Here is an 18,008-nt window from a genome sequence, read left to right as displayed (position 1 = left end):
GGCTACACCGCCATGCACACGCTCTTGAGTTCGGTGAAGCCCTCCACCGCCGCACGCCCCAGGTCGCGCCCGCTGCCCGACTGCTTCACGCCGCCCAGCGGCAGCGCGTTGTCGAGCACGTTGTGCGCGTTGACCCAGACCACGCCCGCCTGCAGGCGCGGCACGATGCGGTGCACGGCCGAGAGATCGTTCGACCAGACGCTGGCCGCCAGGCCGTAGGCGCTGTCGTTGGCCAGGCGCACCGCGTCGTCCACGTCGTCGAAAGGCACGACCGTCGCGACCGGGCCGAACACTTCCTCGCGCGCGATGCGCATCGACGGCTGCGCGTCGACGAACACGGTGGGCTGCACGAAGCAGCCGCCGTCGAAGGCCTGGCGCCCGCCGGTGACCAGCGTGGCGCCCTCGGCCACGGCACCGTCGATGTGCGCCATCACGCGCGCCAGATGGCGCTTGGACACGAGCGGCCCGAACTGCGCCTTCGGGTCGAAGCCCGAGCCGATGTGCAGGCCCTCGGCGGCCTGCGCGAGCCGGCGCACCACCTCGTCGAACAGGTTGCGCTGCACGTACACGCGCGAGCCGGCCGTGCACACCTGGCCCTGGTGAAAGAAGATGCCGTTGGCCGCGCCCTGCGCCGCCGCCACCGGGTCGGCGTCGCCCAGCACGATGAGCGGCGACTTGCCGCCCAGCTCGAGCGTGAAGCGCGCCATGCTGTCCACGGCCGCGTGGCCGATGTGACGGCCCACCGCCGTCGAGCCGGTGAAACTGATCTTGCGGACGTCCGGGTGCGCGGCGAGCGCCGCGCCGGCCGTGGCGCCGCGCCCGCACACCACGTTGAGCGCGCCCGGCGGAAAGCCCGCCTCCAGCGCCAGCTCGGCCAGCCGCAGCGCGGTGAGCGGCGTTTCTTCCGAGGGCTTGAGCACCACGGTGCAGCCGGCCGCGAGCGCGGGCGCCACCTTCCACAGCGCGATGGCGAGCGGAAAGTTCCACGGCACGATGGCCGCGACCACGCCCACCGGTTCGCGCCGCGTGTACGTGACCCACTGCGCACCGGGGATGCCGATGGAGTTGTCGAGCGTCTGGCCTTCGAGCTTGGTGGCCCAGCCCGCCATGTAGCGCACGAACTCCGCGCCCGCGCCCACGTCGACCATGCGCGCGATGCCGCGCAGCTTGCCGCTTTGCAGGGTTTCGAGCGCGCTGAGTTCGTCGGCGTGCGACTCGATGAGCGTCGAGAGCGTGTACAGCATGCGCTCGCGGTCGGCCGGGCGCAGCGACTTCCACACGGCGCTCTCGAAGGTGCGGCGCGCGCCGGCGACGGCGGCGTGCACGTCGTCCACGTCGCTGTCGGGCGCCTCGGCCACGGTCATCTCGGTGGCCGGGTCGACCACCGGCAGGTACTGCCCGTTGCGGGGCACGACCTCGTGGCCGTCGATGTGGTTGCCGCGGCGGCGCTGCGCCAGCAGGCCCACCTGGCCGAGGTGTTCGATCGACAGGTCGCGCAGATTCATGGGCGGGCTCCGGGAAGGGATGCGAGGGATGCGAAAGAAAGCGGCGTCACGGCTGCATGGCGCGCGCGACGAGCAGCGTGTCGGTGAACTGCTCGAAGCGCCGCACCTTGCCGCCCTGCACCTGCCACACATGCGTGACGCGGGCCTGCATCGGCTTGCCGGTTTTGCGGTGGCGCGCGTGGTAGTCGCCGATGCCGACCACGGTGTCGCCGCCGTCGACCAGCCGCTCGAGCACGAAGCGGTAGCCCTCCCATTCGGCGCCGAGCACCTGGAAGACCTTCTCGACCACCTGCGCGGGGCCGACGTGCGTGCCGGCGCAGGGAAAGCCGGCCATCTCGGTCCACTGCACGTCGTTGGCCACGTCGGCGAACATCGCGGCGAGGTCGTGGCGGTCGGAGGCGGCGTAGTGGTCGGCCACGATCTGGTAAGGGGTGCGCATGACAAAAGCTCCTGGACAACGGTGAAGTCAGACGGGCCCGAACTCGGGCGGATAGAAGGTCTGCGAGGCCTTGCGCATGAAGGCGCCGGCGGGGTTGTTGGCGATCGCGCCGGTGCCGGTGAGCCCGAGAAACTTGCCGGTCGAGCGGCCGTTCGCGAAGTCGAAGAAGAACACCGACGCGACCGGGATCAGGAACTCGCGGAAGGTGAAGACGTACTGGTCGTCGTCGAACTTCCAGTAGCTCGCGAGGTCGACGTCGCCGTGGCCGCGCTGCACGCCCACGAGGCACTGCCAGGCGTAGCGCTCGGCGCTCAGGTAGGTGTGCTCGTAGGTGTGGTTGGGGCTGTAGGTCTGCCAGGTGCGCAGGCCGATGAGGTCGCGCGTGGCGTGCGGTGCACTCCCCGTTGCAGTGCCGCCTTCGAGCGTGCCGGACCAGAAGTCCTGCGGCACGCGCGGCTGGCCCGCGGCCTCGTCGGCGCCGATGATGCGGCAGCGAATCGCGAGCACGCGGCGCGTGCGCGTATTGAGGACCACGGTCAGCGCCTCGCTCGGGCGGCTGGCCTGCGTGATGTCGAGGAAGAAGGTGTCGGGCGCGACCTCGATGGCCTCGTACCAGTCGCCCTGGCCTTCGCCGCCGCGTGCGCCGTCTTCGTGCCAGTCGAGCGTGTGCTGCGCGCGAGGCTGCAGCGTGAGCTGGAAGCCGGGCAGCGCGAGCCTCAGCGTCTGGCCGGCGAGTGCGTCGGTGGCGGGCAGGCGGTTGGTCGCGATGCCGAGGGCGAACTGGTCGTAGGTCTTCCAGTCGGCGGGTTTCGTGGTGTCGGTGCTCATGGCGTCTTTCCTTCTTCAGGCGTCGTGCGCGAAGGCGATGGTGGGCAGGTCGACCGCGGACGCGCCGCCATCGACCATCAGCGAACTGCCGCTGACCATCGCGGCCAGCGGCGAGGCGAGGAACAGCACGGCGTTCGCCACGTCGTCGGGGCTGGCGGCGCGGCCCATGGGCACGTCGCGCGTGACGAGGTCGTAGGCCGCGTCGGTGTTCGGCAAGCGGTGCTTGTCGACGAGCACCTGCATCTGTTCGTCGGCCATCTCGGTGCGCACCCAGCCGGGGCACACGGCGTTCACGCGCACGCCCTGTTGGCCGTAGTCGCGCGCCAGCGAACGCACGAGGCCGATGAGTGCGTGCTTCATGGTCACGTAGCCGACCACGCCCGGCCCCGCGAAGTGGCCCGCGAGCGACGAGAGCACGACGATGTTGCCGCGCCGCGCAATGAGCTCGGGCAGCAGCTCGCGTGCGCAGACGAAGGCGGTGTCGAGGTTCAGGCGCGTGGACAGCGCCCACGAGGCGTCGTCGGTCGCGAGCGCGTCGCCCACACCGTGGCCGCCCGCGTTGGCGACCAGCACATCGACGCCGCCGAAGCGTTCGCGCGCGGCGGCCAGTGCGCGCTGCACGTCGGAAGTGTTCGCCGCATCGCCCGCCACCGCGAGCCCGCCAAGCTTTGACGCCACCGCTTCGAGTTGCGCGAGGCGACGCCCCATCAGCACCACGCGGCCGCCCGCCGCGACGAACTGCGCGGCCACCGCCGCACCGATGCCGGAGCCGCCGCCGGTGATGAAGGCGACCTTGCCGGCCATGGAATCTGTAGCACGCATTCGCTCTGCCTCCTTGTTGGAAAGGACTCTAGGTTTCAGTGCGCTTCGGTGATTGACCGACCGTGCAATCTCAGTTGCCTGACAGCGCGAAGTCCGCGCAGCGTTCGGCCAGCATCACGGTGGGCGCGTTGGTGTTGCCGCTGACGAGCGAAGGCATCACCGAGGCGTCGCACACGCGCAGCTTCGCCACGCCGTGCACGCGCATGCGCGCATCGACCACGGCCATGGCGTCGCGGCCCATGCGGCAGGTGCCGCTCGGGTGGTAGACGGTCTTGGCGCGCTCGCGCACGTAGGCCTCGAGGGCCTCGTCGGACATGTCGTCGGCGGCTGACGGCGCCAGCTCTTCGGACACCACCTCGCGCAGCGCCGGCGCGCGCAGGATGCGGCGCGCCAGCTTCACCCCGCGCACCAGCGTGTCGACGTCGGCCTGCGCCTGCAGGTAGCCGCCGTCGAACAGGATCGGCGCCATCGGGTCGGCGCTGCGCAGCGCCACGCGCCCGCGCGACTGCGGGCGCAGGAAGCAGGGGTTGATCGACAGGCCGTGGCCGGCCAGCGGTTCGCGGTCGACGTCGCCCACGAGCACGGGCAGCACATGGAATTGCAGGTCGGGCCGGCCCTCACCGGTGGTGTCGACGAAGCCGCCGCTCTCGACCACGTTCGACGTGAGCAGGCCGGAGCCGAACAACATCCATTGCAGGCCGTGCTTCAGCGCCGCCAGGCCGCGGTCGTTGCCCAGCAGGCTCACGGGCTCGCGCGTGCGGCCGTAGACCGACACCTCCAGGTGGTCCTGGAAGTTCTCGCCCACGCCGGGCAGGTCTTTCACCACCGGCAGGCCCAGCGCCTGCAGCTGCGCGCCGGGGCCGATGCCCGAGAGCAGCAGCAGCTTGGGCGAGGCGAGCGCGCCGGCCGAGAGGATCACTTCGTCGCGCGCGGTCGCGATCACCTCTTCGCCGCCGCCGTTGCGGCCCGTGCGGTAGACCACGCCGGTGGCCGCGCCGTCCTGCGTGAGCACGCGCAGCACGTGCGCGCCCGTCACCACGGTGAGCTTCGGGTCGTCGCGCACGGCCGCGAGGTAGGTGGCGGCGGTGCTTGCGCGCCGGCCTTCGAAGGTGGTGGTCTGGTAGAAGCCGACGCCGGCCTGGGCGGCGCCGTTGAAGTCGTCGTTGTAGGCCAGGCCGCTTTGCTGCGCGGCGCGCAGGAAGGCCAGGCTCAGCGGATGGCGAAAGCGCGTGTCGCTCACCTTCAGCGGCCCGTTCGTGCCGTGCAGCTCGCAGGCGAAGCGCGCGTTGCCCTCGGCCTTGCGGAACCAGGGCAGCACGTCGCGCCAGCCCCAGCCTTCGCAGCCCTGCGCCTCCCAGCCGTCGTAGTCGGCCGGCGTGCCGCGCACATAGACCATGGCGTTGACCGAGCTGCCGCCGCCCAGCGTGCGGCCCTGAGGCACGAACATCTTGCGGCCGGCGGCGGCGGGTTGCGGCTCGCTCTCGTAGGCCCAGGTGCGCTCGGTGCCGATCACGCGCACGAAGGTGGCGGGCATGTGGATGAAGCGGTCGTCGTCGGGCGGCCCCGCCTCCAGCAGCAGCACGCGGCGCCCGGCGCGCACCAGCCGGTGCGCCAGCACGCAGCCGGCCGAGCCGGCGCCCACCACCACCACATCGAAAACCTGCTGCGCCATGTCCGTTCCAGACCGAAGTTGTTGTCGGGAACGGATGCTCGCGGCTGGCGCACGCCCTGGCGCATCGGGGCGGGTTGATGCAACGCAAAGTGCGCTGTCGGTCAACTCACGGCGAACGCGGGGGGCCCTGCGACAATCGGGCCATGCCTTTCGCCCCTTTGCAAAACGACACCTTCCTGCGGGCCTGCTGGCGCCAGGCCACCGATCACACGCCCGTCTGGCTCATGCGCCAGGCCGGCCGCTACCTCCCTGAATACGTTGCCACGCGCGCCAAGGCCGGCAGCTTCATGGGGCTGGCCACCAACACCGACTACGCCACCGAGGTCACGCTGCAGCCGCTGGCGCGCTACCCGCTCGACGCGGCCATCCTGTTCTCGGACATCCTCACGGTGCCCGACGCGATGGGCCTGGGCCTGTCGTTCGAGGCCGGCGAAGGCCCGCGCTTTGCGCGCCCGGTGCGCGACGAAGCGGCCGTGGCCGCGCTCGAAGTGCCCGACCTGGACAAGCTGCGCTATGTGTTCGACGCCGTGGGCTCGATCCGCAAGGCGCTGAACGGCCGCGTGCCGCTGATCGGCTTCTCGGGCAGCCCGTGGACGCTGGCCTGCTACATGGTCGAGGGCGCGGGCTCGAGCGACTACCGCCTCGTGAAGAGCATGCTGTACGGCCGCCCCGACCTGATGCACCGTGTGCTCGCGGTCAATGCCGACTCGGTGGCCGCCTACCTCAACGCCCAGATCGACGCCGGCGCGCAGGCCGTGATGATCTTCGACAGCTGGGGCGGCGTGCTGGCCGACGGCGCGTTCCACGAATTCAGCCTGGCCTACACCGCGCGCGTGCTCGCCGGCCTGAAGCGAAACGGCCCGGACGGCCAGCCGGTGCCGCGCATCGTGTTCACCAAGGGCGGCGGCCTGTGGCTGGGCGCCATGCGCGCGCTCGACTGCGAAGTGCTCGGCGTCGACTGGACCGTGAACCTCGCCGCCGCGCGCCGCCTCGTGGCCGAAGGCACCGAGGACAAGGCCAAGGCGATCCAGGGCAACATCGACCCGAACGTGCTGTTCGCCCCGCCCGCGGCCATCGAGGCCGAGGTCGGCAAGGTGCTGCAGGCCTTCGGCAAGCCCCACACCGACCGCACCACGGCGGGCCCGACGCACATCTTCAACCTGGGCCACGGCATCAGCCAGTTCACGCCGCCCGACCACGTCGCGGCGCTGGTCCAGGCGGTGCACGACCAGTCGCGCGCGCTGCGCACTTGAGCTAACAAATGTGAACTGCCGACCGCCCGGTTGGCAGACTCAGCGCCCCCTGAAAGCCAGTCACCCGGCGTTTGTCAAGCCCTAAAACGGCCCCGGACGCCCGACTTATGCACAAAACGCGTGTTGCACTGCGCAAGATTATCTGAGGGGGCATTGGTTCTGCTCCTAAACCAATAGCGATGCTAAGTGGTTGATTTATATAGGTTTTGATTTTTGCTTTTTTTACAGGCATTCCAGCGGAAGCCTTGAAAATCAAGGCTTCGGCGACTATCCAGCCGTCTTGTCAACAAAGTTATCCACAGAAACTCTGGATGACCGCCAAAGCGCTGTGAAATCAACAACTTAAGCGGTCTTGCTCCAAAACGCATTAACAAACCTTGCCAAAAAGGACGCCCAGCCCCTCCACCGAATCGCCGCCCGAAGCCGGCGCGCCACCGGTCACATCCGCCACAAACGTCTCCTGCCCCTGGCGACTCGACATCGCGGTGCAGACGCCCGCGCATGCCGCGCTGGGTGACCTGCTGAGCTACGCCGGCGCCGAGCCGCTGGTGCCGGGCACGCTGGTGCGGGTGCCGTTGGGCAAGCGCGAGGTGCTGGGGGTAGTCTGGAACGAGCCGACCTCGCTGGAGGGTGCCGAGCCCGACATGGCGCTCAAGCCCGTGGGCGCGGCGCTCGACGCGCTGGCGCCTCTGGGCGAGGCCTGGCGCGACCTGGTGGCGTTTGCCGGGCGCTACTACCAGCGCTCGATCGGCGAGATCGCGCTGGCCGCCCTGCCGCCGCAGCTGCGCGACCTGAGCACGACCCAACTGGCGCGCCGGCTCAAGCGCAAGACCACGGCCGGCCCGGTGGCCGAGACGGCCGAATCCGCGAACCTGATTGCCCTCTCCGACGAACAGACGGCCGCGCTGGCCCGCATCGAGGCCGGGAGCGGCACCTTCCTGCTGGTGGGCAGCACCGGCAGCGGCAAGACCGAGGTCTACCTGCGCTGCGTGGCCAACCTGCTGGCGCGCGACCCCGAGGCGCAGGCGCTGGTGATGGTGCCCGAGATCAACCTCACGCCGCAGCTCGAAGCGCGCTTCAAGGCCCGCTTCGGCGACGAGGCCGTGGTGTCGCTGCACAGCGGCATGACCAACCCGCAGCGGCTGGCGAGCTGGCTGGCGGCGCACGGCGGCGCCGCGCGCATCGTGCTGGGCACGCGCATGGCGGTGTTCGCGTCGATCCCGGGGCTGAAGCTCATCGTGGTCGACGAGGAGCACGACCCGAGCTACAAGCAGCAGGAAGGCGCGCGCTACTCGGCACGCGACCTCGCCGTGTGGCGCGGCCAGCGCGAAAAGGCCAAGGTGATCCTGGGCTCGGCCACGCCTTCGCTCGAGAGCTGGCACCAGAGCCGGCCGCCCGAGGGCGACGACCCGGGCGGGCGCTACGTGCGGCTGGCCATGCCTTCGCGCATCGGCGCGGGCGCGCTGCCGGCCGTGCGGCTCGTGGACATGAACCTGCAGCCGCCGAAGACGGTGATCTCGGGCGCGCTGCTCGACGCCATCGGCCAGCGCATCGCGCGCGGCGAGCAGAGCATGATCTTCCTGAACCGGCGCGGCTATGCGCCGGTGCTGGCCTGCGGCGACTGCGGCTGGAAGAGCGAATGCCCGCACTGCAGCGCCTACCGCGTGTTCCACAAGATCGACCGCACGCTGCGCTGCCACCACTGCGGCTTCACCGAGCGCGTGCCGCGCGCCTGCCCGGCCTGCGGCAACCCCGACATCGCGCCCGTGGGCCGCGGCACCGAGCGGCTCGAGGAGCACCTGGCCGAGCTGTTCGCCGGCGTGAAGCACGCGGACGGCAGCGCGGTGCGCATCGCGCGCATCGACGCCGACAGCACCAAGAAACAGGGCGCGCTCGAATCGCAGCTCGCGGCCGTGCACGCGGGCGAGGTCGACGTGCTCGTGGGCACGCAGATGATCGCCAAGGGCCACGACTTCCGCCGCATCACGCTGGTGGCCGCGGTGAACCCCGACGGCGCGCTGTTCTCCAGCGACTTCCGCGCGCCCGAGCGCTTGTTCAGCCTCTTGATGCAGTCGGCCGGCCGCGCGGGCCGCGACGCCGCCTACCTCGCGGCGCAAGGCGCCAAGGCCGAGATGTGGATCCAGACGCACCATGCGCCGCATCCGCTGTTTGCGGCGCTGCGCCGGCACGACTACGAAGCCTTCGCCAAGCAGCAGCTCGAAGAACGCCAGGCCGCCGCCATGCCACCCTTCGCGTTCCAGGCGCTGGTGCGCGCCGACGCGCGCGAGCAGGCGGTGGCGCAGGGCTTCCTGAACCTCGCGGCCGACCAGGCCGAGGCGCTGCCCGGTGCGGACCTGGTCACGCGCTACCCGGCGGTGCCGCTGGCGATCCAGCGCGTGGCGAACGTGGAGCGCGCGCAGATGCTCATCGAAAGCCCCTCACGCGCCGCGCTGCAGCGCCTGCTGGCCGCCTGGCAGCCGCTGCTGCACGAACTGCGGCGCACGCCCGAGGGCAAGGGCGTGATCCGCTGGCTGGTGGACGTGGACCCGCACAGCATCTGAGGCAGGACCGCCTGCCTCAGCGCGGACGCAGGATGCGGTTGCGCAGGCCTTCGGGTTTGTGCAGCAAGGGCGCGGCGGGGCCGGTGGCAGCACTCCTGGCGAGGCGACCGCCGGGCACGGCAGGGCAGACACCCGTGACCTGATGCGAGAGCGCGGCGGCCAGGCGCGCCTCCGCCGGATCGCCGAGCGCATGGCCGAAATCGTCGGGCATGGCGCAGGTGGGGGCGATGCCGTCCGGGTAGTCGCCGAACCCCTTGGCGTTCACGCCCTGGAACTGCACATTGAAATAGGTGGTGCCGCAGTTGTCCTGCGGATAGAAGCCGTAAGGCTTGCCGCAGGTGGTGCCACCGATCTGGATCACGTCGATGTCGATGCCGCGCAGGCCGTTGATGAACGCCTCGCTGGCCGAGCAGGTGTCGGGGCCCGTGAGCACGTAGACGCGTCGCAGGTCGAGGCTGGGCAGGGGAAGGGGCGGGTCGATGGGAGAAAGAAAGCCCAGGGTGGTGGCCCAGAACGGCGTGGGCGCGAGCGCGTCGCCGGTCACCGGATCGCGCTCGGCGTGCTTGTTGTTGAACCGCATGGTCTCGAAGGTCTTGCCGCGCGTCTGCGCCTCGCCGGCGACCATGAAGGCCAGTTGGCTGGCCAGGTCCACGTAGCCGCCGCCGTTGTAGCGCAGGTCGACGACCAGCTCGGTGGCCCGCTGCGCGCGCAAATGCTCGATGGCCGCCTTCAGTTGCAGCTCCGCCGTCCCGATGTGGTCGTTGAACTGCAGGTAGCCGACCGTGCGGCCCCCGTGCGGGAAGGTCTTGACGTTCTGGACAGGCACCGAGGTCACGGCGGTGGCCTTCAGCGTGACCTCGCGCTCGATGCCGCTGACGACGTCGCGAACGGTGAAACGCGTGGACATCCCCGGGGCGGCAGGAAAAAGCCCCGCGTTGATGATGTCGATGCCTTCGTCCGTGTTGTCGTTCACGAAATCGGTGTCATTGACCTTGAGCACCTGGTCGCCGCGCCGCAGGCCGACACCCGTCGCGGATGCGGGGGAGCCGGGCTCCACATAGGCCACGAGCAGATCGCGTGGCGGGCGGTTGGCAAACATCGCCCACTGCGCCCCATAGCCGACGGACGTGCCAGCGCGCACGAGCGCATTCCACTCCTCGGTGGTGTAGGTGAAATGGAACTGGTCCTTGTCCCTGCCCGACGGCGTCACGGCGTAGGTCTTGAGCAGGTCGAAATAGTCGGCCGTGGCGTACAGCGCCGGGTCCAGGTCCGGCACCTCGTCGTACCAGAGGTAGGTGTCGTTGGTCCACGCGCGCAGCCAGTTGTTCTCGTCGACCGTGCGCCCGGCCTTGTCGGCGAAGGGCTTGCCGTCGTAGCCCGTGCCGGTGCGCGGGGCTGCGCACCGGTCCTTGTAGAGGCTCGCGGTGCGGAACACGCCTTCGACCCAGGGCGCGTTGCGCAAGGCATCGCCGTCGTCGGGCACGTCGGGCGGCGTCGCGGGTGGGGTGGTGGTGACGGGCGGCGGGGTGGTCGTGCCGCCGTTCGGCAGGAAGCCGACGCCAGAGCCACCGTCCCCCCCGCCGCCGCAGGCGACGAGCACGGCCATCGGGACGGCCAGCAGCAGAAGACGGGCGAAACGAAAACGTGGGGAGAAAAGAGGCACGGCGAGATTCCTGGAGGGCGGTAAGGCGCCGCCATCCTAGGAAGCTCTGCGTCGTTGCGCATTGGACCAAAGTCCTAGGCGCTGCACGAACGCGCCGCGTCGGTCTTCAGTGATAGCCGGTGGGCTCCTTGCCCATGTCGACGTAGCGCAGTTCGTTGTGCCGTCGCCGCGCAATGCTGTTCGGCCAGGCGAACACGACGAGGCTCAGCGCGGCCAGCGCGAGCGCGGCGCCCGTGCCGATCGTGCCGGCATGCCAGAACCAGCCCACCGCAGCGAGCCAGGCCAACCACATCAGGATGCGAACCAGTATTGCCATCGCGCGCCCCACTTGGCCCCTTCACACCTTGGACTCGGAACCACTGTAGCAGTGCAACTGCATACGCAAGCATTCATCTGAAGAGATAACGCACGGTATGCCTTTAGACATGCCCTGGGATTACCCCGAAATAATCTGCAAAAAGAGTTGACGGTACCCCCGCCCTTGCACAAGCTGTGCCTGTGCGGTTCCATCGCTGGGTCCGCGGTGTTTCGTGCCCGCTCGCTTGATGCAAAGGTCGCCGTGAAATCGTCGTCTCTTCTGGCTGGGGTTGCTGTGGCTGTCGCCGTGTCGCTTTCGTACCTTGCCGCTGCGGGGTCCGCGGGCGCGGCGGAGCTCGAACTGCAGGGTCGGCGGCTGGTGGTGTCGGGCACGCTCGACGGCAGCAAGGTCAAGGCCTTCACCGAACTCCTGAGCAGCGGCACGGTGCGTACCGTGGTCTTCGAAGACTCGTTCGGCGGCACCGCCGAAGCCGCCGGCGCGTACGCCGACGCGATCCGCGAGAGCGGCGTGCAGACCGAGGTGCGCGGCCATTGCATGGCGGCCTGCGCCTACGCCTTCCTGGCCGGCAAGACGCACCGCTTCGGCCACGGCCTGCAGGTCAACGGCATCCTGGTGCCGGTGGCGACCCGCCCCACGGCGGCCGAGCTGGCGGTGCGCTGGCGCGGCGAGGAAGCCCGCAAGACGCTGGCCGATTTCACGCCCGCCCCCGGCGCCACCGACGCGGCCCGCCCGATGGAAGCCACCGCGCCCGCCCCCAAGGACAACTGGCAGCCGGACCACGGCGTGCTCTTCACGGCCAGCCCGACGCTGTTCGGCCGCATCTACAACACCTACTACTGCGACGGGACGCAGGGCCGCGACTTCTCGAAGTGCGAGCGGCTCTCCGACGCCGATCCGTACAAGCTCGGCGTGCTGACCGAGTGACGCCCCCGGTCAGCGCAGCGCGCCGACCGCCACCGGGAAGGTGAAGAACGCCGCCACCGTCGTCCACAGGATGATGCGTGCGATGCGGCCGTTGTCGGCGCCGAAGCGCTCGGCCAGCATCGACACATTGCTCGCGCTCGGCAGCGCCGCGACCAGCACGATCACGGCCAGCGCCGACGGTGCCAGCGGCAGCCCCAGCGCGATGGCGCCGCGCCCCAACGCCCAGACCGCCAGCGGGTGCAGCACCAGCTTCACCAGCACCACGGGCAGCACGTCGGCCAGCGGCGCTTTCGGCGTGGGCCCGGCGCCGGTGCCCATCGCCGCCGCCACCATGGCGCTGGCGCCGTGCTCGCGCGCCAGCAGCGCCGAACGCGCCAGCACCGCGCCGATGGTGAAGAGCGCCACCGGCGAGGCCGCGTCGGCCAGCATGGCGATCGTGCGTTCGACCGGCCCGGGCAGCTGCCAGCGCACCGCCGACAGCAGCACGCCCAGCAGAATCGACCACGGCATCGGGTTCACGAGGATGCCGCGCAGCGCCTTGCGCGCGGCCAGCGTGGCGCCGTGGCGGCCCGCGCTGCCGGCCCCGTCGAGGCGTGACAGCGCGATGCACAGCGACGAGGTCACGACCAGGTCGAACGCGATGGTGATGATGATCGGCCCGGCCGCCTGCGCGCCCAGCAGCGCCACCAGCAGCGGCACGCCCATGAAGCCGGTGTTCGGAAAAGCCGCCACCAGCGCGCCGAAGGCCGCGTCGTTCCAGCCGATGCGCGCATTGCGCGTGAACAGCACCACGCCCGCCACCACGGCCAGCGCGCAGATGCCCCAAATCAGTGCAACGCTGCCGTCCAGCAGCTGCGCGATGGGCGTGCCCGCGCCGAAGCGCAGCAGCATGCAGGGCAGCGCGAAATACAGCACGAAGGTGTTGAGCCCCGGGATCGCATCCAGCGGCAGGATGCGGGTGCGGGCGGCGGCGTAGCCGGCCGCGATCAGGGCGAAGAAAGGAAAAGTAACAAGAAAAACAGGCAGCACGCCGGCATTGTCGTCCTCCTTCGTCGCGCGATGCCCGCTGACACAGCCGGCCGGAGCCGGGCCCGTATCATTGCCCGCTTTGCGACGGCCGCGCCCTGCGGCCCCTCCTGCCTTTTTCGCGTTCCCGCTTTTCCGGTTCCCCCTCCCCCATGTCCCACGGTCTCAATCTCGCCCAGCAAGAAGCGGTCAACTACATGCACGGTCCCTGTCTGGTGCTCGCAGGTGCGGGCTCGGGCAAGACGCGCGTGATCACGCACAAGATCGGCCGGCTGATCCAGTCGGGCCTGAAGCCCGAGCGCATCGCGGCCATCACCTTCACGAACAAGGCGGCCGCCGAAATGCGCGAGCGCGCCAAGGACCTGATCGGGCGCGACGCGCGCAAGGTGGTGGTGTGCACCTTCCACGCACTGGGCGTGCGCATGATGCGAGAAGACGGCCACGTGCTGGGCCTGAAGAAGGCCTTCAGCATCCTGGACGCCGACGACGTCACCAAGATCCTGAAAGACTGCGGCGGCACCGTCGACATCGCCACCGCCCGCATCTGGCAGTGGACGATCAGCAAGTGGAAGAACATGGGCCTGAACGCTGCGCAGGCCGCAGCCGCCGCGGTGGACGACAACGAGCGCATCACGGCCGAGATCATGGTCCAGTACGAAGAGCGGCTGCAGGCCTACCAGAGCGTGGACTTCGACGACCTCATCGGCATGCCGCTGAAGCTGCTGTACGAGTTCCCCGAGGTGCGTGCCAAGTGGCAGGCCATGCTGGGCCACATCCTGGTCGACGAATACCAGGACACCAACGCCACGCAGTACGAAGTGCTCAAGGCACTGGCCGGCGAGCGCGGCCAGTTCACGGCGGTGGGCGACGACGACCAGTCGATCTACGGCTGGCGCGGCGCCACGCTGGACAACCTGAAGAAGCTGCCGGTCGACTACCCGACGCTCAAGGTCATCAAGCTGGAGCAGAACTACCGTTCCACCAGCGCCATTCTTCGCGCGGCCAACAACGTGATCGGCCCCAACCCGAAGCTGTTTCCGAAGACGCTGTTCTCCGAACTCGGCGAAGGCGAGCCGGTGCGCATCGTCGATGCCGACACCGAGCTGCACGAGGCCGAGCGCACGGTGGCGCGCATCATCAGCCTGCGCGCGGGCGACACGGTGTCGCAGGGCAAGCAGTACAAGGAGTTCCGCGACTTCGCGATCCTGTACCGAGCCAACCACCAGGCGCGCATCTTCGAACAGGCGCTGCGCAAGGCACAGATTCCCTACAAGGTGTCGGGCGGCCAGAGCTTCTTCGACCGCGCCGAGATCAAGGACCTGTGCGGCTGGTTCCGCCTGTGGGTCAACAACGACGACGACCCGGCGTTCCTGCGCGCCATCACCACGCCCAAGCGCGGCATCGGCCACACGACGCTGGCCAGCCTGGGCAGCTTCGCGAGCCAGTACAAGCTGAGCCTGTTCGCGGCGCTGTTCAGCCCCTCGCTGCCGAGCGTGATCCCCAAGCGCACGCTCGAGGGCGTGCACGAGTTCGGCCGCTACATCAACGACCTGGAGTACCGCGCGCGCCGCACCATGGGCGCCGAAGCCTCGCGCGCCTTCATGCTCGAGTGGCTCAAGGAGATCGACTACGAGCGCCATCTGTACGAAGGCGAAGACAGCGAGGCCGCGGCCGCCACGCGCTGGACCAACGTGCTGGAGTTCGTCGACTGGATGTCGCAGCGCGCCGGCGGTGCGCTCGACGACGCCTCGGGCGCCGACGACACCAACCCGAACGAGCACAAGAGCCTGCTCGAGGTGGCGCAGACCATCTCGCTGCTGTCGACCATCAGCGAACGCGAGCAGGACCAGAACGTGGTCACGCTCTCGACGCTGCATGCGTCCAAGGGCCTCGAGTGGCCGCACGTGATGCTCATCGGCGTGACCGAGGGCCTGCTGCCCTTCAAGCTCGACGACGACAACGGGCGCCAGAAGGTGGTGAGCGACGAGACCACGCAGCGCCTGCAGGAAGAGCGCCGCCTCATGTACGTGGGCATCACGCGCGCGCAGCGCAGCCTGGCCGTGAGCTGGACCAAGAAACGCAAGCAGGGCCGCGACATGGTGCCCTGCATGCCCAGCCGCTTCATCGCCGAGATGGGCTTGGACAAGGCCACGACCAAGGAAGACCCGCGCGAGAAACTGAAGGCGCTGCGCGCCGAGTTCGCGCGCAAGGCGCTGGACAGCGCGGCCAAGGCCGCCGCCACGCCATGAGGACGACGGCGACGGTCGCAGTCGCGCTGCTTGCCGCCGCCCTCGCGGCCGGTTGCGCCACGCCCCGCGACCCCAACTGCCCCGCCGACGCGCGCGAGCTGCCGCTGCAGGCGCTGTACGGCCAGTGGGACGCCCGCTTCGACGACCTGCCCGGCACGGCCGTCGTGCAGCTGGGCAAGCACCCCGAGTACGCCGGCGTGCGCGGCACCATCACGCGCCGCGCCGATGCCTCAACGAAGACGACCGTCGCGCAGCTCGCGGGCGATGTCGACGACGAGGGCGCGCTGTCCATCGACGAATCGCTGGACGGCCGCGCCATCAGCGGCGTCTGGTCGGGCACCTTGCAGCCCGGCGCCTGCGGCCGCGAGTTCCGCGGCACGTGGCGCGACGCCGCGACCGAGCGCACGCACCCGTTCGTGCTGCGCAAGACCGTCGCACAGGAAGGAAAGCCATGAAGACGACACGACGACACCCTGCTTCTCTGTTCACGCTGCGCACCGTGGCTGCCGTGGCTGCATGCCTCGGCGCCGCATCTGTCGCACAAGCACAAGCCGTCGACAAGCCCGCCAGTCCGCTGGCCGATGCACAACTCACCTGGCAGCAATGCGCCGCGCTCGGCGCGAACAACGAGGCACGTCTGGCCTGCTACGACCGCTGGTCGCAACAACAGACGCTGCCCTCGGTGTCGGTGCCCGTGGCGCCGCCGGTGCTCGCGAGCACGCAGCCGCCGGTGGACGGCACGATTCCGGCCACGCGCGTGGTGTCGGTCGCGACCACCGAAGGCTGCCGCGACCGCCAGTACTCGACGCTGTCGCGCTTCTGGGAACTCGAGAACGCCACCGACTGCGGCACCTTCGGTTTCCGCGGCTACCGCCCGCTCACGGTGTCGGCTTCGGCCGCCACCGACAAGCCCCAGCCGCCGACCTCGCCGTCGGCCGGCCACACGGCCGAGCCCGTGGCCTACCAGGCGAACGAGATGCGCATCGGCCTGTCGGTGCGCACCAAGCTCGCGCAGGGCATGCTCACGCAGAACGACCCGATCAAGAAAGACTCGCTGTGGTTCGCGTACTCGCAGCAGTCGACCTGGCAGCTGTTCAACGGCTCGATCTCGCGGCCCTTCCGCACCACCGACCACGAACCCGAGCTGATGTATGTCTACCCGACCGACGTCCACCTGCCCGGCGGCTGGCGCTGGCGCTATGCGGGCGTGGGCATCGTGCACCAGTCGAACGGCCAGAGCCTGCCGCTGTCGCGCAGCTGGAACCGCGTGTACCTGATGGGCGGCGCCGAGCTCGACGACCGCTTCACCGTCACGGGCCGCGTCTGGCAGCGCATGTCCGAAAGCGCCGCGAAGGACGACAACCCCGACATCGCCGACTACATCGGCCGCGCCGAAGTCACGGGCCGCTGGAACCTCAACCGCGACAACCAACTGGGCATCACGGTGCGCAACAACCTGCGCGACAGCGGCCGCGGTTCGGTGCGCCTCGAATGGCTGAAGGCCATCGGCGACCCGACCAAGAGCAACCTGCGTTTCCACACGCAGCTGTTCCATGGTTACGGCGACACGCTGGTGGACTACAACCGCAAGCGCACCGTGCTCAGCATCGGCTTGAGCCTCGTCGACTTCTAACTCGCCCCCAGTCTTCGCGCACTTCGTGTCGCTTCGCCAACCCCCTACCGGGGGCAACACCAGCGGCCCGGCAAAGCCGGTTCCGCGGTGTTCCACCGGAAGATCGCAAAGAAGGATCGCCCAATGAATCACGACCTGTCTCCCGTCGATGCCACGCAGCGCGAGATCATCGCGGCCCTGCACGTGGCGCCCGTCTTCGATGCCGCTGCCGAACTCGCGCGGCGCACCGACTTCCTCGCCGACTACCTGCGCAGCACCGGCCTGAAGACGCTGGTGCTGGGCATCAGCGGCGGCGTCGATTCGCTGACCGCCGGCTGCCTCGCGCAGCGCGCGGTCGAGAAGCTGCGCGCCGAAGGCCGCGACGCCACCTTCATCGCGATGCGCCTGCCCTACGGCGTGCAGCGCGACGAGGCCGAGGCGCAGGCCGGGCTGGCGGTGATCCGCCCCGACCGCCTGCTGACGGTGGACATCCGCCCCGCCGCCGATGCGATGCTGGCCGCGCTGCGCGCGGGCGGGCAGGCGTTTCGCGATGCGGCGCACGAGGATTTCGTGCTCGGCAACATCAAGGCGCGCCAGCGCATGATTGCGCAGTTCGCGGTGGCCGGTGCGCACGACGGCCTCGTGATCGGCACCGACCACGCAGCGGAAGCGCTGATGGGTTTCTTCACCAAGTTCGGCGACGGCGCGGCCGACATCACGCCGCTCACCGGCCTCAACAAGCGCCGCGTGCGCGCGGTGGCGCAGCTGCTGGGCGCGCCCGATGCGCTGGTCTACAAGGTGCCCACGGCCGACCTCGAGTCGCTGGTGCCGGGCAAGCCCGACGAAGACGCCTTCGGCGTGAGCTACGAGCAGATCGACGATTTCCTCGAGGGCAAGCCGGTGTCGGCCGCTGCGCGCGCGGTGATTCTGTCGACGCATCGCAAGAGCGCCCACAAGCGGGCGCTGCCGGTCGAACCGCCTGTACTTGGGTGACAAACGGATCACATTGAAGTCCCCGAAAGGGATGCTTCGATGCATGTGTAAAGCATCGGACGAAAAAAAGTCGCGAAATACCAGCCTGAGAGGGACTTGATTAACCTTTAGGTATCAATTGGTGCGCTTTTGTCTGCAAGAA

At 69.6% G+C, this 18,008-nt stretch carries 14 protein-coding genes and 1 pseudogene; 7 read left to right on the top strand and 8 right to left on the bottom strand.

From position 1 onward, the window contains the following. Nucleotides 1-2: 2 nt before the first annotated feature. The 5 genes and pseudogenes from AC1RAD_RS02430 to AC1RAD_RS02410 all read right to left on the bottom strand — a co-directional run. Nucleotides 3-1,505 (bottom strand): aldehyde dehydrogenase family protein, encoded by a 1,503-nt coding sequence (locus AC1RAD_RS02430; RefSeq protein WP_492733710.1) that lies wholly within the window; start codon nt 1,503-1,505, stop codon nt 3-5. Between the two features lie 46 nt (nt 1,506-1,551). Then, nucleotides 1,552-1,944, bottom strand: coding sequence for a nuclear transport factor 2 family protein (locus tag AC1RAD_RS02425; protein WP_062476218.1), 393 nt, complete (start codon nt 1,942-1,944; stop codon nt 1,552-1,554). 27 nt (nt 1,945-1,971) lie between these two features. After that, nucleotides 1,972-2,772: a MoaF C-terminal domain-containing protein gene (locus AC1RAD_RS02420; RefSeq protein ID WP_492733709.1), complete on the bottom strand. Its 801-nt coding sequence runs from the start codon at nt 2,770-2,772 to the stop codon at nt 1,972-1,974. A 15-nt stretch (nt 2,773-2,787) separates the two neighbouring features. Then, complete coding sequence (locus AC1RAD_RS02415; protein WP_492733708.1) at nt 2,788-3,594, bottom strand: SDR family NAD(P)-dependent oxidoreductase; 807 nt, start codon at nt 3,592-3,594, stop codon at nt 2,788-2,790. A gap of 79 nt (nt 3,595-3,673) precedes the next feature. Then, nucleotides 3,674-5,266, bottom strand: a pseudogene (locus AC1RAD_RS02410) (GMC family oxidoreductase); the annotation flags it as partial. Nucleotides 5,267-5,409: 143 nt separating this feature from the next. Between AC1RAD_RS02410 and hemE the strand changes: the two are divergent. Together hemE and priA are read left to right on the top strand one after the other, a co-directional pair. Further along, nucleotides 5,410-6,519, top strand: a complete 1,110-nt coding sequence (gene hemE / locus AC1RAD_RS02405; RefSeq protein WP_307582741.1) for a uroporphyrinogen decarboxylase — start codon at nt 5,410-5,412, stop codon at nt 6,517-6,519. A 479-nt stretch (nt 6,520-6,998) separates the two neighbouring features. Further along, entirely contained in the window at nt 6,999-9,080 is a 2,082-nt protein-coding gene (gene priA / locus AC1RAD_RS02400; protein ID WP_492734541.1) for a replication restart helicase PriA, read from the top strand. A 16-nt stretch (nt 9,081-9,096) separates the two neighbouring features. Here the strand turns inward: priA and AC1RAD_RS02395 are convergent, their stop codons facing one another. Next, on the bottom strand, nt 9,097-10,743 hold the full coding sequence (locus tag AC1RAD_RS02395; protein WP_492733707.1) for a S41 family peptidase: 1,647 nt from the start codon (nt 10,741-10,743) through the stop codon (nt 9,097-9,099). Between the two features lie 106 nt (nt 10,744-10,849). Then, nucleotides 10,850-11,059: a hypothetical protein gene (locus AC1RAD_RS02390; RefSeq protein WP_062476199.1), complete on the bottom strand. Its 210-nt coding sequence runs from the start codon at nt 11,057-11,059 to the stop codon at nt 10,850-10,852. Nucleotides 11,060-11,347: 288 nt separating this feature from the next. Between AC1RAD_RS02390 and AC1RAD_RS02385 the strand changes: the two genes are divergently transcribed. After that, nucleotides 11,348-11,986: a hypothetical protein gene (locus AC1RAD_RS02385; RefSeq protein WP_070063936.1), complete on the top strand. Its 639-nt coding sequence runs from the start codon at nt 11,348-11,350 to the stop codon at nt 11,984-11,986. A gap of 9 nt (nt 11,987-11,995) precedes the next feature. On the opposite strand, the gene AC1RAD_RS02380 is transcribed toward AC1RAD_RS02385, so the two are convergent. Then, complete coding sequence (locus tag AC1RAD_RS02380; protein ID WP_095949457.1) at nt 11,996-13,015, bottom strand: AEC family transporter; 1,020 nt, start codon at nt 13,013-13,015, stop codon at nt 11,996-11,998. Between the two features lie 149 nt (nt 13,016-13,164). Here AC1RAD_RS02380 and AC1RAD_RS02375 point away from each other — a divergent pair, with 149 nt between their 5' ends. From AC1RAD_RS02375 to nadE, 4 genes are all read left to right on the top strand, one after another. Next, complete coding sequence (locus AC1RAD_RS02375; protein ID WP_492733706.1) at nt 13,165-15,261, top strand: ATP-dependent helicase; 2,097 nt, start codon at nt 13,165-13,167, stop codon at nt 15,259-15,261. Next, nucleotides 15,258-15,716: a hypothetical protein gene (locus tag AC1RAD_RS02370; RefSeq protein ID WP_369631110.1), complete on the top strand. Its 459-nt coding sequence runs from the start codon at nt 15,258-15,260 to the stop codon at nt 15,714-15,716. The genes AC1RAD_RS02375 and AC1RAD_RS02370 overlap by 4 nt, the downstream gene beginning before the upstream one ends. Continuing rightward, complete coding sequence (locus AC1RAD_RS02365; protein WP_369644870.1) at nt 15,713-16,894, top strand: phospholipase A; 1,182 nt, start codon at nt 15,713-15,715, stop codon at nt 16,892-16,894. The genes AC1RAD_RS02370 and AC1RAD_RS02365 overlap by 4 nt, the downstream gene beginning before the upstream one ends. A gap of 123 nt (nt 16,895-17,017) precedes the next feature. Continuing rightward, a complete protein-coding gene (nadE, locus tag AC1RAD_RS02360) occupies nt 17,018-17,866 on the top strand; it encodes an NAD(+) synthase (RefSeq protein ID WP_492733705.1) in 849 nt (282 codons plus the stop codon). Nucleotides 17,867-18,008 lie beyond the last annotated feature (142 nt).

This window comes from Variovorax sp. GW823-FHT04B03 (assembly GCF_058796495.1).
This window is presented reverse-complemented; position numbering and strand designations above follow the sequence as displayed.